This window comes from Streptomyces sp. NPDC050842, from assembly GCF_044456565.1.
Lineage (GTDB): Bacteria > Actinomycetota > Actinomycetes > Streptomycetales > Streptomycetaceae > Streptomyces.
The window spans coordinates 231317-251208 of record NZ_JBITGA010000010.1; the positions used below are offsets into that span (position 1 = coordinate 231317).

The 19892-nt window shown below is 69.7% G+C and carries 18 protein-coding genes; 11 read left to right on the plus strand and 7 right to left on the minus strand.

All coding sequences use genetic code 11. The features are described from left to right. Nucleotides 1-23: 23 nt before the first annotated feature. Complete coding sequence (locus ACIBG6_RS30835; RefSeq protein WP_399225974.1) at nucleotides 24-857, plus strand: response regulator transcription factor; 834 nt, start codon at nucleotides 24-26, stop codon at nucleotides 855-857. Nucleotides 858-868: 11 nt separating this feature from the next. On the opposite strand, the gene ACIBG6_RS30840 is transcribed toward ACIBG6_RS30835, so the two are convergent. Together ACIBG6_RS30840 and ACIBG6_RS30845 are read right to left on the minus strand one after the other, a co-directional pair. Beyond that, nucleotides 869-1330, minus strand: a complete 462-nt coding sequence (locus ACIBG6_RS30840) for an SUKH-3 domain-containing protein (protein WP_399225975.1) — start codon at nucleotides 1328-1330, stop codon at nucleotides 869-871. 49 nt (nucleotides 1331-1379) lie between these two features. Continuing rightward, nucleotides 1380-2495, minus strand: a complete 1116-nt coding sequence (locus ACIBG6_RS30845) for a winged helix DNA-binding domain-containing protein (RefSeq protein ID WP_399225976.1) — start codon at nucleotides 2493-2495, stop codon at nucleotides 1380-1382. 176 nt (nucleotides 2496-2671) lie between these two features. Between ACIBG6_RS30845 and ACIBG6_RS30850 the strand changes: the two genes are divergently transcribed. The 3 genes from ACIBG6_RS30850 to ACIBG6_RS30860 all read left to right on the plus strand — a co-directional run bounded on the left by ACIBG6_RS30850 (nucleotide 2672) and on the right by ACIBG6_RS30860 (nucleotide 7834). Beyond that, on the plus strand, nucleotides 2672-3778 hold the full coding sequence (locus tag ACIBG6_RS30850; protein WP_399225977.1) for a magnesium and cobalt transport protein CorA: 1107 nt from the start codon (nucleotides 2672-2674) through the stop codon (nucleotides 3776-3778). A gap of 1070 nt (nucleotides 3779-4848) precedes the next feature. Next, nucleotides 4849-6027, plus strand: coding sequence for a DNA sulfur modification protein DndB (locus ACIBG6_RS30855; protein WP_399225978.1), 1179 nt, complete (start codon nucleotides 4849-4851; stop codon nucleotides 6025-6027). A gap of 1222 nt (nucleotides 6028-7249) precedes the next feature. Next, the gene (locus ACIBG6_RS30860; protein WP_399225979.1) at nucleotides 7250-7834 is read left to right on the plus strand and encodes a hypothetical protein; all 585 of its coding nucleotides are present in this window, start codon (nucleotides 7250-7252) and stop codon (nucleotides 7832-7834) included. Here ACIBG6_RS30860 and ACIBG6_RS30865 read toward each other — a convergent pair. The 3 genes from ACIBG6_RS30865 to ACIBG6_RS30875 all read right to left on the minus strand — a co-directional run bounded on the left by ACIBG6_RS30865 (nucleotide 7819) and on the right by ACIBG6_RS30875 (nucleotide 9900). Further along, nucleotides 7819-8949, minus strand: coding sequence for a tyrosine-type recombinase/integrase (locus ACIBG6_RS30865; protein ID WP_399225980.1), 1131 nt, complete (start codon nucleotides 8947-8949; stop codon nucleotides 7819-7821). The two genes, ACIBG6_RS30860 and ACIBG6_RS30865, sit on opposite strands and share 16 nt — an antisense overlap. 186 nt (nucleotides 8950-9135) lie before the next feature. Beyond that, on the minus strand, nucleotides 9136-9414 hold the full coding sequence (locus ACIBG6_RS30870) for a helix-turn-helix transcriptional regulator (protein WP_399226095.1): 279 nt from the start codon (nucleotides 9412-9414) through the stop codon (nucleotides 9136-9138). A 246-nt stretch (nucleotides 9415-9660) separates the two neighbouring features. Further along, nucleotides 9661-9900 carry a helix-turn-helix domain-containing protein gene (locus tag ACIBG6_RS30875; protein ID WP_399225981.1) on the minus strand — a complete coding sequence of 80 codons (240 nt, stop codon included), beginning with the start codon at nucleotides 9898-9900 and terminating at the stop codon, nucleotides 9661-9663. Nucleotides 9901-10466: 566 nt separating this feature from the next. Between ACIBG6_RS30875 and ACIBG6_RS30880 the strand changes: the two genes are divergently transcribed. From ACIBG6_RS30880 to ACIBG6_RS30900, 5 genes are all read left to right on the plus strand, one after another. Beyond that, nucleotides 10467-11387, plus strand: coding sequence for a hypothetical protein (locus ACIBG6_RS30880; protein ID WP_399225982.1), 921 nt, complete (start codon nucleotides 10467-10469; stop codon nucleotides 11385-11387). Further along, nucleotides 11384-12082, plus strand: a complete 699-nt coding sequence (locus tag ACIBG6_RS30885; RefSeq protein WP_399225983.1) for an ATP-binding protein — start codon at nucleotides 11384-11386, stop codon at nucleotides 12080-12082. The genes ACIBG6_RS30880 and ACIBG6_RS30885 overlap by 4 nt, the downstream gene beginning before the upstream one ends. Nucleotides 12083-12960: 878 nt before the next feature. Further along, nucleotides 12961-13356, plus strand: a complete 396-nt coding sequence (locus tag ACIBG6_RS30890; protein WP_399225984.1) for a plasmid mobilization protein — start codon at nucleotides 12961-12963, stop codon at nucleotides 13354-13356. Next, complete coding sequence (locus ACIBG6_RS30895; RefSeq protein WP_399225985.1) at nucleotides 13353-15053, plus strand: relaxase/mobilization nuclease domain-containing protein; 1701 nt, start codon at nucleotides 13353-13355, stop codon at nucleotides 15051-15053. The genes ACIBG6_RS30890 and ACIBG6_RS30895 overlap by 4 nt, the downstream gene beginning before the upstream one ends. Nucleotides 15054-15168: 115 nt before the next feature. Beyond that, the gene (locus tag ACIBG6_RS30900; RefSeq protein ID WP_399225986.1) at nucleotides 15169-15552 is read left to right on the plus strand and encodes a hypothetical protein; all 384 of its coding nucleotides are present in this window, start codon (nucleotides 15169-15171) and stop codon (nucleotides 15550-15552) included. Nucleotides 15553-15662: 110 nt separating this feature from the next. Here ACIBG6_RS30900 and ACIBG6_RS30905 read toward each other — a convergent pair whose 3' ends face one another. Further along, nucleotides 15663-16217, minus strand: coding sequence for a flavoprotein (locus ACIBG6_RS30905; RefSeq protein WP_399225987.1), 555 nt, complete (start codon nucleotides 16215-16217; stop codon nucleotides 15663-15665). Nucleotides 16218-16672: 455 nt separating this feature from the next. Here ACIBG6_RS30905 and ACIBG6_RS30910 point away from each other — a divergent pair, with 455 nt between their 5' ends. Further along, nucleotides 16673-17683 carry an NAD-dependent epimerase/dehydratase family protein gene (locus tag ACIBG6_RS30910; RefSeq protein ID WP_399226096.1) on the plus strand — a complete coding sequence of 337 codons (1011 nt, stop codon included), beginning with the start codon at nucleotides 16673-16675 and terminating at the stop codon, nucleotides 17681-17683. A gap of 20 nt (nucleotides 17684-17703) precedes the next feature. On the opposite strand, the gene ACIBG6_RS30915 is transcribed toward ACIBG6_RS30910, so the two are convergent. Beyond that, the gene (locus ACIBG6_RS30915; protein ID WP_399225988.1) at nucleotides 17704-19026 is read right to left on the minus strand and encodes a DNA-binding protein; all 1323 of its coding nucleotides are present in this window, start codon (nucleotides 19024-19026) and stop codon (nucleotides 17704-17706) included. Between the two features lie 238 nt (nucleotides 19027-19264). On the opposite strand from ACIBG6_RS30915, the gene ACIBG6_RS30920 reads away from it, so the two are divergent. Then, complete coding sequence (locus ACIBG6_RS30920; protein WP_399225989.1) at nucleotides 19265-19480, plus strand: hypothetical protein; 216 nt, start codon at nucleotides 19265-19267, stop codon at nucleotides 19478-19480. Nucleotides 19481-19892: the final 412 nt, after the last annotated feature.

Sequence of the window (19892 nt, forward strand, 5' to 3'; positions counted from 1 at the left end):
GAACGGACAGCGGGGAGAGAACGGTGCGCGAGCACGTCGAATCGGTGGAGCTGCGCGGCGCGCTGCTGCGGCTGCGCCGTACCGCCGGTCTCCCGGTGGTGTTCGGGGGGCTGCTCCACGAGGGCCGCGTCCTGCGGATCACCGAGCTGAACGGGGCGGTGACCCCGGCGCTGCACGGGCTCGCGATCTCGACCGGCTGGGGACTCGGGGGAAAGTGCCTGGCCCTCGCCCGGCCGTGCGCGGTGACCGACTACCCGTCGGCGCGGCACATCACGCACGAGTACGACGGGCCGGTCTCCGCGGAGGGGCTGCGGTCGGTGATCGCGGTGCCGGTCGTGGTGCGCCGCAAGGTGCGCGGGGTGTTGTACGGGGCGCTGCGCGACGCGCTGCCGATCGGCGAGCGGGTCTACGACGCGGCGGTGGCGGCGGCCCGGGACGTGGAGCAGGCGCTCGCGGTACGGGACGAGGTCCGGCAGCTGCTGACGCCGCCGCCCTCGGAACCGTCCTGGGAGGAGGTGCGGCAGGCGTACGGGGAGCTGCGGGCGCTGGCTCCGCGGGTGGCGGATCCGGAGCTGCGGGAGCGGCTGCTCGCGGTGTGCGGCCGCCTGGGCTCGGCCTCCGGCGCGACGGCGGCGCCGGCCCCGGGGGCTGCGGTACCGGGAGTGGCGCTGACCCCGCGCGAGACGGACGTCCTGGCGGCGGTGGCGTCGGGGGCGACGAACGCGACGGCGGCGTCACGCCTGGGACTGCGGCCGGAGACGGTGAAGGGCTACCTGCGCTCGGCGATGCGGAAGCTCGGGGCGCACACCCGCCTGGAGGCGGTGGTGGCGGCCCGCCGGGCGGGGGTGCTGCCGTAGGCGCGGCACGGTCAGGTCAGCGCTTCCTGCTGGGGCCCACGCAGCAGACAGCTCACGGCCTCGTACGCGCTCGTCCCCAGGACATAGGGGCCGGTGTGGTGGAGGAGGAAGAAGCGCCCGGTCTCGTCGATGAGGAGCATGGCACCGTCGAACGTCTCGTACCCGACGGGAAAGAGCCGCTTCCCGAGGCTCCGGGCGAGCTCGGCGACGTCCTCGCCGCTCTCCTCGTAGATCCAGTGCGGTGTGAAGCCGATGGCGGCCGGCGGGGTACCGGGAATCTCCAGGCGCAGCCCGCCGAATTCCCGGACGAAGTCCCGAGCGGCGGGGAACGGTTCGACCGGATGGCCCTCCTCGGCGAAACGGTCGGTCACGAACGTCAGGAGCGCGGGCAGCCGCGCGCCGATGTCGCGCCCGGGGGCCCAGCCGGCCGAGCGCAGGACGGCCTCGACCTCCGCCGCGGTCATCCGGGGCATCGCGTCCTCCCTCTCGCACTCCTACTCGCCCTCGTCCTCGTCCTCGTACTCAGGGATGGACGATGTCGTACGGGGTCCCCGGCGGCGTCATGATCCGGAGGGTGCGCTCGGCCTCGGCGGCGAGCTCGGCGCGCTGGACGCGTGTCACGGGCGCGAAGGGTTCGATGGTGAGGGTGGTGCGGTCCTTGGCCTCGTCGAGGTGCCAGATGCCGGCGAGGAGACCGTCGAGGAGGAAGACGGAGAAGGCCCGGTTGCCCTGCCAGGTGCGCGAGCGGATCTCGGGGGTGACGACCCGGGTGCGGTCGGCGTGCGACAGGAGCAGGTTGTCGAACTCGGGCAGGAACCGGGGCGGGGCGGGGGTGTCCTCGTCGGGGCGGGGCGCGTCGGGGAGGTCGAAGAGTTCGGTGCCACGCTCGTTCCGGAAGACGAGGAGCCGCGGCCTGAGCCGCTCGAAGGACTCGCCGAGGCGGGTCATGCCGCACCAGGTCTGCATGTCCTTGACGGAGGCGGGCCCGAAGGCGCCGAGGTAGCGCAGCACGGTCTCGTCCGTGTCGGCGGTCTCCGCGGGGACGGCGTCCCCGAACCACACGTCGGTGGTGGTCAGGGCGACCTGCCCGCCGCGGCCCCACAGGCCGCGCGGCGTGACCTGCACCAGGGGCAGGAGGCAGCGGGCGGCGAGGGAGAGGGACTGCGGGTCGGCGTGGGGCCACGACTTCAGGAGCTCGTCGCGGAGCTGCTTGGGGGTACGGGGCCGCTCCTCGACGAGCTCGCGGGAGAGCACGGCGAGCCGCTCCAGGTCGACGCCGTCGAGCCCCTTGCGGCCGACGAAGATGGCGAGCTCCCGGTCGATGGCCCCGGGCTGCACGAGCCGGCGCAGGGCGACGGCGTCCCGGGCCGTGTGGGTGTGGACGGTGGAGCGCATGGTCACGATGCGGGCGACGGCGTGGGACTCCATGAGCGCGGACAGCTGCTCGGGCCGGAACCCGTCGAGACGGGCGGCGAGCGCGTAGTACGGGGGCTTGGTGTTCTGTGCCTGGAGGCCGAGCAGATGGGCCACGGCGTCCTCGACGCCGAGCGGGGCGCGGCGGAGGAGGAGCTGACGGTCGAGGGTGGCGCGGTTCAGGGCGCGGGAGCTGAGGACCGGGTGCTTCGTCGTGGAGGCCATAAGAGGACGCTACTGCCCCTTCCGGACAGATTCGGTCCGCAAGGGGCAGGGATTCAGCCCGAGCCGCACCGACAACCGCCGGATAACATGCCCAAAGCCCCACAGACACCACGCGACACCACGCGACACCCCGCCGGCGCTCACCGGCCGGCACCCACAGGAGGAGGGGAAGACCCGTGTCCGACCGTCGTCCCCGCGCGGCCTGGCGCCGCCACCCGGAACCGTCGCCCGAGCCCGCGTCGGAGCCGAGCCGCGCCGACCGGCCGAGCGTGGTGCAGGCGAGCGTCTACCGCGAAGGCCGGCGGGTCTCCTCCCCCGCGACGCTGGCGGACACGTTCCGCCGGCTGCGCGAGCACCCCGACGGCATGGCGTGGATCGGCCTGCAACGCCCGACGGAGGCGGAACTCCACTCGCTGGCGGCCGAGTTCGACCTCCACGAGCTGGCGGTGGAGGACGCGTTGGAGGCCCACCAGCGCCCGAAGTTGGAACGGTACGGCGAGACCCTCTTCGTCGTCCTGCGCGCGGCGCGGTACCTCGACGCCCAGGAGGAGGTCGAATTCGGCGAACTCCACATCTTCGTAGGCCCGGACTTCCTCATCACGGTCCGCCACGGCGCGGCCCCGGACCTCTCCACGGTCCGCCACCGCATGGAGGAGAACCCGGACCTCCTCGCCCTCGGCCCGGAAGCGGTCCTGTACGCGATCCTCGACGCGGTGGTCGACGGCTACGCCCCGGTGGTGGCGGGCGTGCAGAACGACATCGACGAGATCGAGACGGAGGTCTTCGGCGGCGACCCGGCGGTCTCGCGCCGCATCTACGAACTCTCCCGCGAAATGGTCGAGTTCCAACGAGCGACCCGCCCCCTGGTGGGCATGCTCCACGGCCTGATGGCGGGCTTCGCCAAGTACGGCACGGACGAGGAACTCCAGCGCTACCTCCGCGACGTCGCCGACCACGTGACCCACACCAGCGAACGCGTGGACGGCTTCCGACAGGCCCTCACGGACATCCTCACGGTCAACGCGACCCTGGTCACCCAACAACAGAACGCGGAAATGCGCGCCCTGGCGGAAGCCGGCTTCGAACAGAACGAGGAGATCAAGAAGATCTCCTCCTGGGCCGCCATCCTGTTTGCACCCACACTCGTGGGAACCATCTACGGCATGAACTTCGAGGACATGCCGGAACTGAAGTGGGCAGGCGGCTACCCCTTCGCGATCCTGCTGATGGCAGTGGTCTGCGTAAGCCTGTACGTCATCTTCAAGAAGCGCGACTGGCTGTAGACCGCACAGCCGCACCATCGATCAACTTAGCTCCTGCGAACGCCGAGAAGCGGCCCGCAGGACCCCCTGGGGAGAATCTGGGGAGAATCCGCAGCCCACCCATGCCGGGCGCTCCCCCGGACCTTGGGGCCAGCCCGCCCGCACCGCCGACCACCTTCGACTGCGCGCGGCTGCGGAGAGTAACGACAGTGGGTGGCACAGCAGACGCTGCGCCACCCACTGTCGCCAGGGTCATTGCACGTTCGGGATCTGTCCGGGTTGATCACGTGAGACCGAGGGTCGATATTGGTCGGCGGTAGTCACGGCTGGTGCGGCGGAGATGTTGCCTCGTCGTTCTGGCGGAAGACGCTGATGGCGAGGTTGCGCAGACTGGCCATGGTGCGGGGCAGGGTGCAGGTGCGGACCTTGGAGTCGTCCTCGCGGAAGGTGCGGTCGCGCGGACGTAGTGCAGAAGGTTCTCGATGCCCCAGTGGCCCCTGATCCAGGCGGCGAGTCGGGCTGTGGTGGCGTCGAAGACGTCCAGGCTGGTGATCAGATAGACACGCTCGAAAGCCAGTGTCCCGGTGCTCTACTCGCGGCGCCAGCGGACGACCCGGATGGCCCGGCGGGCGCCGGGATAGTCGAGGTGGAGGAAGGCGGCGACCTTGAGCCGGCAGACGGACCGCGAGCCGACATTCGGACTCGGCGGACCGCTCGGCCGGCAGTCGAAGCCGGTGAGGTCGTCGCCGTCCTCGCGCCGCTCGGTGCGGATCCCTTCGAGCGTCAGGGGGCGGCGCCCATGGGGCGGGAGGGTGACCGTCGCCGGGCGGATTCCGCCCCTGCGTCCACGGCATCCAGCGTGATGACACCTCTCCCATCGCCGGCCAAATCCTGCGTAGAGATCCCACGCCACCTGCAACTGCAGGTAAATACGCAGAGATTTGGATGCACTACGCACGAACTAGCAATCGCTACGCAGGATTTGATGGGTTGTGGACTTGCGAAGTGGCGTAGTACCGTCCTCGCTTGTAGGCAACGCCGCAGCGGCAGCGACCGACGGCGTCCATGTATCCCAAGGGGAGGGAACTCGCATGCCCAAGATTCACATCCCGGTCATCGGCTACACGCAGGGCGGCCGACGCATGATGACCACCGCCATGTCCGCCCCCGACCTCGTGTCGATGGTGTCCAAGCCCGAAGCCTGGGACCCGGTCAAGACCACCACCCACGGAAACCGGCCCCGGGACAACAACCACATGGCTGGCATCGTGAAGTACCTGGAGGACGAAGAGCACTTCGTCCTCGGCGCGGCCGTCCTCTACCTGGCCGAACGCGAGGCGGAGTTCAAGCCCGTGACGGTACCCAACGTCACCACCGAGCACGACGCTGCCCAGTTCGGCACCCTCGCCATCGACATCGGCGCCAAGTTCGACATCGGCGACGGACAGCACCGCATCGGCGCCTACGAGAAGATCGTCCAGAGTCGAGACGAGGACGACCCAGTCATCCAGCGCCTCCGCAACTCCGGCCAGCCCCTCATCATCGTCATCGAGGACGACCCCAAGCACCGCGCGCAGGACTTCGCCGACCTCCAGCGCAACGTCAAGGCCCCCACCCAGTCCATGGGCCAGTCCATGGACCGCCGCCAGCCCATCAACCGCGAGCTGTCCGATCTCTTCGAGACCAGCCCCCTCTTCGACGACCGCGTCGAGTACTTCAAGGACAACCCCGGCAAGCTCTCCGCGAAGCTCTTCTCCTTCAAGACCGTCCGCTACGTCTCCGGTCTCCTCCTCGTCGGCAACGGATACCGCTCCCCGGCCACCATGGACAAGGCCGTCAACGGCCTCTTCGAAGGCCCCGGCAGCGACCCGGAGAAGGCCCGCAAGGAACTGACCGAGTTCTGGAATGCTCTCGGTGAGATGGTCCGCTTCGCGGACGTCGTCAGCGGCGAGATGAAGGCCCCCGAACTCCGTGAGGCCACGTACCTCACCTCGGCCGGTGTGCTCTACGCCATTGCCTACGCCACCTACATTGCCCAGAAGGGCGGCATCCCCATCCCCGACGCCGTCCGCGCCCTCGACGAGGTCAGCTTCGACCGCACCAGGAAGACCGCCTCCATCACGACCGAGGACACGATCTTCGCGGGCACCCTGATCGACACTGAGACCGGCAAGCTCACCGCCGGCCGTACCGCCTGGGAGACCGCGGCCAAGGACCTGACGAAGGTCATCCTGGAGAACGTCCTCGGCGACCCCGCCGAGACCGCCTGATCACCCTCACGACACCGGCCCCGTTCTCCCCCCTGCGGGAGGGCGGGGCTTTGTCGTCCCCGGCGCTGCCGACGGGCTCAGTTCCGCATGGGCCGGGGCTCGTACAGCCGGTCACCCCCAGTGAAGCCGATCTGGTGCGACGGGTATTCCACCCCCACGGGAACGCTCCGCCGCCGACCCTCTGCGGCAGCGCGGAGAGTATCCAGATTGTAGGTACCGGCAGGGCTTCCGGGCGGGACCAGTTCCTCGCTGTCCACTGGCGCGAAGACTCTCCGACGCATGTGCCCTCCTCGCATCTGTCTCCACACGACCAAGACCGAAGCGCCGGGGCATGGACAAGCCGACCGCCCGCAGCGCTGGGGGAGCATAGGCGCCACCGCGTCAGCAGGGAACAGAAACCGCACGCGAATCCGCGCCGAGGCCGGCGGGCGCGGCGCAGATGATGAGAGGAAAGTGCCCGTGCCTGGTGCAACTTCGCGAGGACGCGGGCAGTCCGGAGCGGTCCGGATATGACGAAGGCCCCCACCCGAAGGCAGGTGCCCTGCGTGCGGCCTGGGTCAGTGCTTGCGCGTGTCGCACTGGGTTAGCCCCGTGGACTGGGCCGTCGCTTCGATCACCAGCTCCAGCTCGGGGCATCCGTTGCCGAGACCGCCGACTGGTTCCAGGCATGGACCGGGAACAGCGAACTGGACGGCAGCGACTTCCGCGTGTTCGGGCAGGACGGCACGGGCGGGTACACCGCGATCTGGCTCGTCCGCCCGAGTAGGTCGCTGGCCGAGCAGCCGTCGTCTTCCTCGGTCCGAGGGAGAGACCGGTGTCGCCGCCCGCGACCTGGGCGACTTCCTGTGGCTACTGGCCGACGGCTTCGGCCTGGGAAGCCGCCACCTCGTACGAGCCGGACTGGAAGGCACACCCCAATCCGGAGTTGGCGGCCATCGCCGAAGGGTTCGCACCCGCACCAGCACCGCTCGGCGGCAGCCGTGATCGAGCTGGCGGCCCAGGAGTTCCCCGACTTCGACGACACCATCATGGAGCTCTGCCGCTGAACCCAGCCTCGTCACCTGCACGACCAGCCGGAATCACTGGACAAACCCCGATCGGACGCGAGTGATCACCGCCGAACTCGCCGCTTCGGCAAGTTCCCCACCGCAAGGGGATGGGGGCCGCGCGCTCAAGTCACCACGCCCTCTGGCACGTTCGAGCATCGCTGTAGCCTCTGGCCATGAATCATGGGGAAGGCGAGGACGCGCTGGTTCTGGAGGCTCGCGAGATGCTGGCCGCCGGACAGGGCGAGGAGGAGGTCTTCGCCGAACTGGCCGCGCGCACCGGTGACTGGGACGCCTGCGCGTTGGCCCTATGTCTGGCCCTGGGAGTGCCCCGGCCGGACGCCGAAGCTCGAATCCACGAGGCACGGCCCCTCTTCGACGAGTTCGAGGCGGGAGAGGAAGACATCGTCGCCATGCTCCTCGCCTGTGGGCACGTGTTCGTCGTGGACCAAGTGCTGGACGGTCGCGGCGAGCGGATCCGCAACCTGTTGTGGACTGCCGCCTGCGCCCGCGGAGGCTTTCCTGGCGGCATGATCCCCTGGTTTCGTACCGGGGAGCTCACGAAGATCTTCCTGCTCTTCGCGCAGACCCGGTTCCGGGACGGACGGGGCTCACCTCCCGAGTTCTGGGCGGCCATGGTTACGGCCGGGGAACTTCTGGCGACCGAGGACGGCCCGGACCAGGCGGAGGTAACGGCGGGGCTGGAACATTGCCGGGCGCAGGCGACCGCTGTCGGTACGGGCTCTCAGATGCTGCCGTGAGAGGAGACGAGGCCCTCAGGTACGTACTCGGGCACCGTGCCGAGCAGTGCGTCGATGGCCGCGGGTCCCTTGCCGCCGGCCTCCGGCATGAAGTGGGCGTAGTGGTCGAGGGTGATGGTCGGACTTGAGTGACCGAGCCACCGGGCGAGCGTGACGATGGACTCGCCCGCTTCGAGGAGGACCGAGGCGTAAGTGTGCCGGAGCACGTGGAAGCCGTCCTTGCGCGAAGCCTTCCACCGCGCACCCTTCTCCCGCGCGGGAATGACTCCTGCCGCTGCGAGGGCCGGCTTCCAGGCCTCGTCGTTGAAGATGTTGGCGCGGATGGCGTTGCCGTACGTCGTCGTGAGGACGAGCGGGAAGCTCTGCTTCTCCCGGTCGGGCTCCGGTCCGCCCCAGGGGAGCTCGACGTCGACCGCCGGATGGTCGAGCAAGTACGCGGCCAGTTCCGTGGCCACCGACCGGGGCATGTCGACGATGCGCGTCTTGCCACCCTTGGGCAGGGCGAAGTAGAGGCGCCCGGAGAGAAGTTGCACCTGCCTGCGCACTCGGATGACACCGCGTTCGAAGTCGATGTCCCTCGGCGACAGCCCGAACACCTCTCCCTGGCGCATCCCACACCCCAGCGCGACGACCACCGCGATCCGATACCGAGGATTGATCACGTCCCGCACCCGCTGCGCCGTTGGCAGCGGCCACGCGTCACGGTCCTCGTCGGGGGCCTTCGGCCAACGCACCGTCTTGGCCCGCATCGGGTTGCGGACGAGGCGCTTGTCGTCGATCGCGGTCTCGAAGATGTTCGACAGTGAGGTGAGGATCTGCCTGGCGTACCGCGGAGAGCACTCGCCTTCGAGCGTGGCTATGTAGCCGCGCAGGACGGTCGCCGACACGTCGCGCAGCGCCACCGCACCGAGGTGCGGAAGGATGTGGAGTCGTACACGCTCGTCAACTCGTTTGACCGTGCCGGGCGCGCCGCGAACGCCGGCGCGCCAGTGGCGCGTGACGAAGTCCGTCAAGGTGATGGAGCCGTCGCGCGGGTCGACGAACTCGCCCCGTTCGCTGTCGGTGCCGGACCGCCGGAGCCACCCCTTGGCGTCCTCCAGCACGTCGAACGACATGTCCCGGACGCCCGGGATTCCAGCGACACGGTACCGAGACCCCTTGCCGTAACGGGTCGTACGCTCACGCTTCCCGGTGACGGGATCCTTCTTCTTTTTGATCCAACGGTCTTCGATATATCCAGCCAAAGAATTCCTCGGGGTAAGGGTTGGGCGTAGGGCGGGTGGTAAGGCCTAGTAGATCGGTCAGGCCGTGGCCGCGTACCCGGCGCGGCGCTGCGGGGCGGCATTCAGCGGACTTAGGGAATCATTGCTGCGGGAGTCCGCCTGCTCCTGCTCTCGGATCCACTCGTCAAGCATTTCGATCCGGTACATCACGCGTCCGCTCCGCCCCATCCGAAAACTCGGCGGACCTTGGCGACGGTGCCGCCACACGTAAAGGGTGGCGGGCGACATCCCCAGGTATTCGGCGGCTTCATGCACGTTCAGAAAACCCCTCCCCAGCGGCGACACACGGGGAGACATACGGACATTCGCCAGCAATTCACTGTCACAAGCAACACTTCGCACGTATCGAAACCTTCGGGATCTTCCGTCAACAACCTGTGGCGACGGACATCGGGCATGACGAGTCCGCCCCCACTTGCTGACAGGCAGGTGGAGCGGACTACTTCTATGGTCTGGAGAATCCCCGGTTTGGCTGACCGGGGATCGTCGGGTATAAGCCGGGGCGACGTCACCGCGCACCCGCCCGGACCCCTGCGTCGCGGGCTAGAGCAGGGCGAGCGGGGAGACACCGAGGGCGGCCGCAATGGCGACGAGGTCATCCACGTCGCAGCGCCGGCGGGTGCGTTCGATGCGAGACAGCATGGTGTTGGTCATGGGGTGGCCGAGCTCGGCGACACGGGCAGCGAGCTCACGCTGGGCGAATCCGCGCGAGGTGCGCAGCCGCTCGATGGCGTGGGCCGTCCGTTCTCCGGCGGGACCGATTTCCGTAGCTCTTCGGGGCATGCGTCTGTTGTAGCTCGGGTTCCCGGGTTCACGTAATCGCGGAAGCCCAGACATGGGACTTTGGGGCCCGTTTCGCGGAGAACGAACTGGCGATTCCCGCATAGGCGGCCATTGTGGAACTAGGACCGATCTCAGATCGCAGAGGTACGCACACCATCAGTGGCTCCGGGCGGCGGAAACATAGATCGCCTCACCTACCCCGGTCAATGGCTTTCGGGGTGCGATCTTCGCCGCTCTCCCTGCGCCGTCGACTTTTTGGTCAACCGGGGATTCGCCCTTACTGTGAAGACGTTCGCGATCAGCGATGCGCTCTGACGCTTTTCGAGTGCGGATTCGCTGGACTTGCGCGGGCTGGGTGTGGCTGTCTTGGCTAAGCACCCCCGACAAGGAATCGGCTCCCGGCGTTGCAGCGCCGAGAGCCGATGGGAGCCCTTGTCCAAACCGCCCACTCCTGAACGGATCTGAGGAACGTCTATGCCCCACAGTACGGCCGAAGCAGCCGTCCGCACACCCGCGCCCACCCTGGCGTCGCCGTCCCAGCAGCAGACGAAGGCGGGGCGATAGACGTGGCACGCATCCGCACCATCAAGCCGGAAGCCTTCAGCTCCGAATCGCTGGCCGCCGTCAGCATCACCGCGGAGCGGACGTTCTTCGGCCTGCTCACCCAGGCCGACGACCACGGCCGTTTCCGTGACCAGTCCGCCGTCATCGCGGGCCTCTTGTGGTCCCTGCGCCCCGAACACGGCCCGATCGAGGTCGAGGACGACCTCACCCAGCTCGCCGGCAATGAACTCATCTGCCGGTACGAGGGCGAGGACGGCAAGCGGTACCTGCACATCGTGACCTTCTCCAAGCACCAGAAGGTCAACCGCCCCAGCGGTGTCCGGCACCCGAACTGCCCCTACCACGACGGCGGCCGGGTACCCCTGACTTCACCGCTGGCGCGGGGAGGGCTCCGTGAGGCGTCCGTGCACCATCAGGCACCCGCCCCGGAGCTCGCACCCACATCTCACGCCGCTTCGATGATCCCCGTATCCACAGGTCAGGACGGGTTCAGTGAGCCCTCCGCGCAGCATCAGCAGGAAGTGCGGGAGCCTGCGCCGAGCCCTCACGGTCCGGATCTAGGACCTAGGATCATGGATCTAGGATCTCCGTTGGGAGGCGCGAGCGCCCCCGCCACACCCCAGACCGCAACGGCCCAGCAACTGGTCGCCGAGTACGCCGCCGCGTGCGGGAAGCGCCCTCCGGAGAAGGTCTTGGGCCATGTCGGCCGGGAGATCAGCAAGTTGCTGCACGAAGGCATCGACCCGGACCACATCCGAGCCGGGGTCGACCGCATGCGCCTCAAGAGCCTCTACCCGAGCCTGCTGCCCAGCTTGGTCAACGAGGCCATGAACCCGCCGCAGGCCGCTGCTGGCGCGCGCCGAACCCCTCAGCCGTACACCAACCCCGCTGACGCCGAAGCCGCTTACGGAGGCCAGCTGTGACCACCGCGACCCGCGAACCCCAGCGTGCTGGCACCCTGGCAGCCCGTCTCCAGGCCATTCTCGCTGCCAAGGGCATCGACCCCGACACCGCACTCGCCGGGCCCACGGTGGAGCCGGTGACCGCCCTGGAACTCGCCGACCGCCGCATCCCGCCCCGCTACCGCGAGGCACTCGCCACCCAACCCGAAGTCCTGGGCTGGGTGGAGGCGGTCACCGGCGCCGGGCGGAACGGGCCGGCCGGTACCCGGGGCATCGCCTACGGCCCCTCGCTGCTCATCGCCGGCCCCACCGGCATCGGCAAGACCCATCAGGCCTACGGAGCCGTCCGCTCGCTGCTGGCCGCCGGAGTACGCCTGCGCTGGCAGGCGGTCACCTCCGCCGACCTCTACGCCCAGCTCCGGCCCCGGCCCAACCACGACCCCGAGCGGGAGATCCAAGAGCTCGGCCGGTGCCCGCTGCTGATCCTGGACGACCTCGGCGCGGCCAAGCAGTCCGAGTGGACCGAGGAGCTGACGTACCGGCTGATCAACCGCCGCTACACCGAGATGCTCCCGACCCTGATCACCACCAACCTGCCCATCGCGGAACTCCGCAACGCGGTCGGGGACCGCGTCGCCTCCCGCCTGGCAGAGATGACCACCCGCGTCATCCTCACCGGCCCGGACCGCCGACGCGCCCAGCCGTCGGGCTCCTGACCACCACGGTCCCCACCCAGGTTTTTCCCCCGTCATCGTGGGGACCGAACCAACTGGTCCGATCCGTTCGGGACCGTCCCCATCCAGGTCCCGTCCCCGTCCCAATCACGGTCCCCAACCCGGTCCCGTCCCGGTCGTAGTCCCCGTCCCGGTCCCCAACCTGGCCCCGCTCCCCGGCTGGCAGCGACCTCCCCCAGGAGGGGACCGGCAGCAGTCGATCGGGGACCGTCCCCTGATTGCGCTGCGCGCGCCGGCCACCACGGGGACCGGTCCCCAACTCTGTTTCCGCAGGTCACCCCCGCCTGACGTCCCCCGACTCAGTGGGGACCGGCCCCTCGGTCCCCACCATCCGGGACCACCCTGCGGCGGTTCGGGGACCGCCAGGTCACCACGTCGGGGACCGTCCCCACCCACCACTACGGGACCGAGACGACCGGTCCCCCACGCCCCTGCCGCTGGGGACCGAGTTCCTACCCGAAACGGGGACCGTCCCCGCCCGGTCCCCGGACAGCACCGGCAGCGTCTCGCGTCACGAGCGAGCGGTCCCCAACCGGTCGACCCCGCCCAACAGCCCCTGCACACAACCAGCCTCTACCGCTTCAAGGACACGCATGCACAACCCACCGCACGACCCTCCCAGCCGCGACGAGAACATGCCCTCGCTTCCAGCCTCAGGAGGAGCAAGTTGTACCCAGAGCATTGCTCCCGTCGGGAGCAATGCTCTGGGCTCCCCCGCCCCAGGGGTGACGGGTGCGGACCGGCACCAGGGGGCGCCGGTCCTTCGAGATGCCGCCGAAGCCGGATCGCACCACGAAACGGAGGGACAGCACACCTGCCACACCCCCCGCTGCACGCACACCGCCCCAACGACATCGCACGTGCGCCAGCGTGAGCGCCTGCTCGCCGAGAAGAAGCGCGTGCACCAGCCCAGCTGCCGCATGAACGACGACGAATTCACGCTCCTCACCCACGCCGCGTCCGCCTGCCACATGAGCATCGCCGCCTTCCTCGCCCACTCCGCCCTGAAGGCCGCACGCGACCTCGAACACACCGAAGCCGAGATCGCCACCCACCGGGAGATGGTCAGAGAGCTGTTCGCGCTGCGCCGGGCCCTCGGCCAGATCGGCCACAACCTCAACCAGGTCACCACCGTCCTGAACTCCGGCGCCGACGCCCCGCACGCCAAGGCGGTCCTCGACGCCGTCCAACGGACCGCCGAGCGCGTGGACGACTTCGCCCAGCGCTACGTCGAGACGGAGACCCCCGCCGGATGATCCCCCGCATCCACAAGATGGGCACCCGCACCATCGGCCTGATCCGCTACCTCTACGGCCCCGGCACCCACGAGGAACACACCGACCCGCACCTCGTGGCGGCCTGGGACAGCCTCGTCCCCGACCCTGGACGCAACCCGAAAGCCACCTACGCAGACCTGCAAAGGCTCCTCGACCAGCCCGTCGAAGCGCTGCCCAAGTCACGGCGCCCCACCGAGCACGTGTGGCACCTGTCCGTACGTGCCGCGCCCGAGGACCCGGTCCTCACCGACGAGCAGTGGGGTGACATCGCCCGCCGCATGGTCGCCGCCACCGGCATGGCCCCCGAGGGCGACACCGCCGCCTGCCGCTGGGCAGCCGTCCGCCACGCCGACGACCACATCCACATCATCGCCACCACCGTCCGCGAGGACGGCCGCCGGCCCCGCCGCCACAACGAAGCCAAGCGCTCCCAGGCCGAAGCCCGTCTCATCGAAGCCGACTACGGCCTGCGCCGCCTCAACGCCGGTGACGGAACCGCAGCCCAGCGCCCCACCAGTGCCGAACGCCACAAAGCCGACCGCCACCAGCGGGAACGCACCCCGAGGGAGGAACTGCGCGAGAGCGTCCGACGCGCGGCGGCCGGCGCCCAGAGCGAGGAGGAGCTCTTCGACCGTCTCAGCCGTGCCGGTCTCCTCGTAAAGCGGCGCGTGGCGCCGTCCGGGGACCTCCTCGGCTACACCGTGGCCCTGCCCGGCGACCGCAACAAGAACGGCGAACCCGTCTTCTACTCGGGATCCAAGCTCGCCCCCGATCTCTCCCTGCCCCGTATCCGCGAACGCTGGACCCAACCGGCAGAATCCTCCTCGGACGAGGACGTCTCACCGGAGCTCCCCGCTCTCCCGCCGGTCACCGGCCCTGCGTACGCCCGCCGCCGCGCCACCACTGCGACCTGGCAGGCACTGCTGCTCATCGAGCATGCCGACGAAGGCACGGCAGCAGCCCAGATCGCCGCTGCCGGGGAGGTCCTCGACGCCCTCGCCAAGACCTCCGCCGCCTACACCCGCAGAGAACTCCGCGATGCAGCCTTCGCGTTCGAACGGGCCTCCCGCTCCCACGTCCGCGCCGTACGCGGGCACGACCACGCCCTGCGCCAGGCTGCGCACGACCTCGTCCACAGCGGACGGTCCCTCGGCCGCGGAGAGGACGGCGCCACCACCGCCATGCTCATCGACACCGCGTTCTTCCTCGTCACCGCGGCAGCGAGTTGGCACACCAAGAAGCACCACGCCCAGCAAGCCGAAGCCGCCCACCAAGCCGCCGAACACCTGCGCGCCGCCTACGAGATCGCGGCCGCCCAGCCGATGTCCGTGCTCCACCAGCGAGGCCGCTCCCTGCCACTGCAGCGACGACAGGCAGCCGTCCTCCGCCAGACGCTGCCCGAGATTGCCGAACAAGTTCTGGCCGAGCCGGGCTGGCCCGCCCTGGCGGCCACCCTCGCCGATGCCCAGGCCGCAGGCCACAACCCGGCCCACCTCCTCGCAGAAGCCACGCGGCACCGGGAGCTGGACAGTGCCACCTCCGTCAGCGACGTCCTCGTCTGGCGCCTCCGCCGCCTCGCCCACCTGCCTGCCGATCCCGCAGCATCACTCCCCCGGCACGCGCCGACCACACAACCGGCTCTGAAGGCCGCGAACAACGCCTCCCGCCGGCGCTGACGGCAGAACGCATCCGCCGCCGTACATAGCCGACGATCCCCGGTCAGCCAAACCGGGGTTTCTCCGGAGCATTGAAAACATCACCACCAACCCCACCCACGTAAGGAACCCCCGCATGCCCGAAACCGAACTGCGTATCGAAGTCATCGCCCTGCTGTTGGAGGCGGACTTCAAGCTCCGACCCGACACCAACACCTGGTCCCACAGTGACGGTCGCCCCTTCACCCAGGCCGATCAGGCGACCGCCTTCCAGGCCACGCGCACCGAACTCGAAGCCGTGGCAGCAATGAGCGCCTGCAACGCCGCGGCCGCCCTCGAACAGGACAAGGCCGTGGAGGCCCTCACCGAGCTCGTGCTCTCGTACTTCGCCCGGCACCCCGAAGCCCGCATGGTCATGGACGTACTCCCGCACATGACCGAGGAAGACCGCGCCGAGTACGAGGGCCTGTGCGCCATAGCCGCTCCGGACGGCGGCATATACCTCCCCCACGAGGACTGACAGGCCCCAGCGCAGCACCCTGCGCCCGGTGGCGGGTACCTCCCGGCCACCGGGCGGCGGCATTCCTCACGTGGAATCCGCCAGGCCCTACCCCGCTAGAAGTCGCAAGATCAGTGGCGGGCGTCGCCTGCCACGAGGAACGGGGCCAGGAGGTCGACGGCTTCCTCCCAGCGGAAGCGGTCGGCACCGCCGCCGGACTTCGGGCGGTGCGGCTCGTAGCTGCCGACCAGAACACCCATCTCGCGCAGCTCGGCGAGGCTGCGTTGGTACGCGCGGTGGGCTGCGAGGGCAGTGTTCACGTAAGGCAGGACAGCGGTGGGGATGCCCATGCCCGGCGCCTCGCAGAGGATGCCGAGGGCAAGGTTGTCCGCGAAGCCTGCCGCCCACTTGTTGACCGTGGTGAAGGTGGCCGGGGCTACGGCGATCGCGTCGGCAGGTGGGAAGGACCGTGCGTCGCCGGGCGCGCGCCAGGCGGAGCGGACGGGGTAACCGGTCCGCTCCTCGATCTCGGATACGTCGAGGAAAGGAAGCCCCTGTGGGGTGGCAACGACGCCGACGTCCCAGCCTCGCTCGTGCGCGGCGTCGATCAGCTTGCCGACCTCGCCCGCAATCCCGGCGGCGCAGACGACGACGTACAGGAAGGGCTTGCGCTGCGGCTCGGTCACGCGGGTACTCCCAGACGGCGGCTGAAGTGGTGGAGCTCTGGCAGAGTACGCCGACGGTCCCGGGCGCTGCCGTGTCGGTCACCGGTCCCGGACCGCGGGCCCGCCGTACGTCCAGTGCAGGTCTCAGGGATTCACAGCGCCATGTAGTCGTACACAAGGGGGCCCTGCTGTGCGCGGGCTCGGGCGGCTGCGACCCACAGGGTGGCTCGGGGTTCCGGTCCGAAATGTGGCGACGCATGGGCGGGCGCGCACTGTCGATGGCCATGCCCGTGCCGCCCACCACAACCCGGCCATCCTCCTGACCCTAGCCACCCAACGCCGGTGGCCGGGCCCTCCTGCCGCCGGTCGCCTTGTGTATCCGCGCCCGCACCGATCACACGACCCCCGAGACGGCGCCTCGGGATGGTGCCCACGTCGTGCTTCGTGACAAGGTCAACCTCATGCGGATTTTGGTGATGGGTGGCACCTGGTTCCTTGGCCGGGCGATCGTTGATGATGCGCTTCGACGCGGGTGGGAGGTCACGACGTTCAACCGGGGCCGCTCCGGTACGGTCGAGGGCGCCGACACCGTCCAGGGCGATCGGACCAGTCCCGACGACCTGAAGCTGCTCGCCTCACACGGACCGTGGGATGCCGTGATCGACACATCCAGCAGCGAATTCCCACCCCGTGACGTGCTCCTCGCCACCGATACCCTGCGTCCCGTCGCTGCCCGGTGGGTGCACGTCTCCACGGTCTCCGTCTATGAGGGGTGGCCGCACCACCCGCTCACCGAGGACTCCCCGCTGCTGGAGTGTCCGCCGGACGCCGACGAGTCGTTCGGGCACACCGGCGCCGATGGCAGTCCGACGAAGTACGGGTTCCAGAAGGCGGGCGGAGAGGCTGCCGTGCGGGCTGCCTTCGGGGACGACGTGGTGTTCCTGCGGCCCGGAGTGATCTTGGGGCCCGGTGAGTATGTCGGCCGTCTCCCCTGGTGGCTCACGCGTGCCCAGCGCGGCGGGCCGATCGTCGTCCCGGCGCCGGACACTCAGATGATCCAGCCCGTGGACGTACGAGACGTCGCCGCCTTCGCGGTCGATCAGGCCGCTGGCACCGATGGCCTTGGCCGAGCGTTCAACATCGCCCATCCCGAGGGAATCAGTTGGGCCGACTTCATCGCCGAGTGCCTGACCGTCACCGGTAGCACCGGCAGCCCGGTGTGGGCCGATGCAGCGGCGCTCACCGCGCACGGTGTGCAGCAGTGGACGGAGCTTCCGCTGTGGCGCACCCACCCCGGGGTGTGGTCCGTCGATGCCTCTCGTGCTGCGGCGGCCGGGCTCCGCTGCCGTCCACTCGCCGACACCATTGCCGACACCTGGGCGTGGATGCAGGCAGACGGCCGACCGGTCGAACACCCTCGGTGGGACGAGCACGGAGTGGACCCAGCCAAGGAAGCCCAGATTCTCGCTGCCCTCGGCCACTCGTAGGCACAGGGGGTAGGCCAGCGTCAGGGTTCGATAGCGAGGAGTCCGCTCGCTGTGCCCAGCTGCCTCGGTGCCGAGAGGCGCCCGAATTCCTCGATCTGTTCGCCGAGGTTGACGGCCACCCGCGTCCCCCTGAACGCGGCGACCGTCAGCGCCCGCCGCAGGCCGCCGGTGCGCTCCAGCAGTCCCGCCACACGTTGTTCCGCGGGGATCGCCCACACCGTCTCCAGCGTCGCAGCCGCCGCGTCCAGGTCGCCCCGGAGCAGCTGCGCCGCTGCGAGGTCGGCCGCGGCCTTGCCCCGTACTGGTACCGACTGCCGGGCCGGCGGCCGGGACGCGACCAGGTCCAGCGCCCGCTGCGCAGTCACCTCGGCCCCTGCCCCGTCGCCGACGAGCAGGGCGGTGGTGCCGTTGGACATCAGCAGCCGCTCCTCGTTGAAGGCGAACTCACCTCCGACGTCATCGTGCAGGGCGTCCCGCTCACCGCTGTCCTGCCGCGTGGATGCGACGAGCGCGCGGGTGGCCCGTTCCCGGTCCCCGAGGTGCCCGTGGGCGCGGGCTTCGATGGACAGCAGCCGCCGCTTGGCCGTGTCGCCCAGACCGGCGTAGGCCAGCGCGGTCCGCGCGTGCCGTACGGCCTCCGAAGGTCGGCCCGTGAAATAGGCGCAGATCGCCAAGGACCCGGTGGCGTAGGCCCGTAGCGGATCGAAGCGCGCCATCTCCCCGTACAGGGCCGCCGATCGGGCGAGGCGTGCCGAGTCGTCCAGGGCGCCGAGGTCGAACGCGGCGGTCGACAGCAGCGCGCACGCCTGTCCCGCCACGATCAACAGGTCCTGCTGCTGCACAGGCACCTTGGTGAGTCCACGTTGGTGCTCCGCCTCCGAGCGGAGGACCCTGGCCCGCCGGAACACCTCGAAGGCGCTCGCGGCGCCGTACGAGCGGGCGAGGGACAGGACGTCGTCACGGAGCTGGTCGATGGTCGTGTCGGATACGGACTGCGCGGCGGCAGCCCCCGCCTCATCAGCGGCGTCACGTGCGGTCATGGCGATTTCACTTTCGAGGTCGTACGCAGTGGGAGTCACCGATGCCGAGGTCGACAGCACGGGCGGTGGCCCGAAGAGCGCTGCGGCGTCCACGCCGAAGAGCTGCTCCAGTGCCCGGCACGTGTCCGGTCCCGGCATGGTCTTGATCCGTCCCGACGTCCACCGCCGGAACTGTGCCTCCGACACCGACATGCCCTGCACGCCGGCCTGTACGGCCGCGCGCTCGAACGCCGTGACGAAGTCCCTGTAACGCCAATGCCGCTGCTGGACTAAGACGCGCAGCAGCGTCGCCGGATCGTCCATCGGTCGCTCCCTCAAGGTCAGGAGACGGGCCACGTCGCGCCCCGCTCCACTTCGTGCCTACCTGCCAACGCCCCTGCTGCGCAACGGAATCCGGGCAGATGACATCGCGGAGCTACCTCCATGACACCTCGGTCACCCGGGCGAGCACCAGATGACACCCACCGCGTCGTGGCCGTGACACCCGCACCAGGGGGACTCTTACGCCACCTCGAAGACCCCCGGCGAAAGGGAGTGGAACGTGAGCGGCCCTCGGCTTCCCCGACGAACCCCCGGCGCGACCAGCACTCGCTACGAGGCTGTCGTCGCCCCGTACATGGGGACGGACGCCGGCACCTCGTCGGAGCGCCGCGGTCTGCCCCGGGCCGCCGAGGCGTTCCGTAGCCGGAACGGCGATCCCTCCACGTGGAGCTCCGCGCAGTTCGACGCCTTCCTCGGCCTCGGGGGTGCCCAATGAGCGCGACCGCTGAGGCGAACGTCTGGGTCACGGAGGACACCCGGCACCGGCTCCTCGGACAGGACGTCGCACACCCCGCCAGCGGACGTCGCGGAACCGTTGGCGCAGTCCTGATCTACGCATCGAAACTCACCGGCAGGCCGGTCAGGAAGGTGGCGCACATGCGCCCGCTGGACCATTCGGGTCGGGAATGGACCGCCGATCCGGACACCCTCCAGCCCCTCCAACCGATCACCCACTCGGCACAGCCCAGCGCCACGAAGGGCTGAACAGGCTTCCCGCCCGGCGCTGACCAAGCGCTCGGCACCGGGCAGGGAACGGCGCCCCCGGGCGCCGTGCACGAAACCGGCGAGGTGTCATACGGCACTGGACCGGCGGCACCAGAGCGGATCCAAGCTGTCCGTTCCGGGCA

Bases quoted from the DNA above. Each gene is read 5' to 3' on its own strand.
- ACIBG6_RS30840 (WP_399225975.1), bottom strand. From the start codon at position 1,330: ATGCCCCGGATGACCGCGGCGGAGGTCGAGGCCGTCCTGCGCTCGGCC.
- ACIBG6_RS30845 (WP_399225976.1), bottom strand. From the start codon at position 2,495: ATGGCCTCCACGACGAAGCACCCGGTCCTCAGCTCCCGCGCCCTGAAC.
- ACIBG6_RS30855 (WP_399225978.1), top strand. From the start codon at position 4,849: ATGCCCAAGATTCACATCCCGGTCATCGGCTACACGCAGGGCGGCCGA.
- ACIBG6_RS30860 (WP_399225979.1), top strand. From the start codon at position 7,250: ATGAATCATGGGGAAGGCGAGGACGCGCTGGTTCTGGAGGCTCGCGAG.
- ACIBG6_RS30865 (WP_399225980.1), bottom strand. From the start codon at position 8,949: ATGTCGTTCGACGTGCTGGAGGACGCCAAGGGGTGGCTCCGGCGGTCC.
- ACIBG6_RS30870 (WP_399226095.1), bottom strand. From the start codon at position 9,414: ATGTCTCCCCGTGTGTCGCCGCTGGGGAGGGGTTTTCTGAACGTGCAT.
- ACIBG6_RS30875 (WP_399225981.1), bottom strand. From the start codon at position 9,900: ATGCCCCGAAGAGCTACGGAAATCGGTCCCGCCGGAGAACGGACGGCC.
- ACIBG6_RS30895 (WP_399225985.1), top strand. From the start codon at position 13,353: ATGATCCCCCGCATCCACAAGATGGGCACCCGCACCATCGGCCTGATC.
- ACIBG6_RS30900 (WP_399225986.1), top strand. From the start codon at position 15,169: ATGCCCGAAACCGAACTGCGTATCGAAGTCATCGCCCTGCTGTTGGAG.
- ACIBG6_RS30910 (WP_399226096.1), top strand. From the start codon at position 16,673: ATGGGTGGCACCTGGTTCCTTGGCCGGGCGATCGTTGATGATGCGCTT.
- ACIBG6_RS30915 (WP_399225988.1), bottom strand. From the start codon at position 19,026: ATGGACGATCCGGCGACGCTGCTGCGCGTCTTAGTCCAGCAGCGGCAT.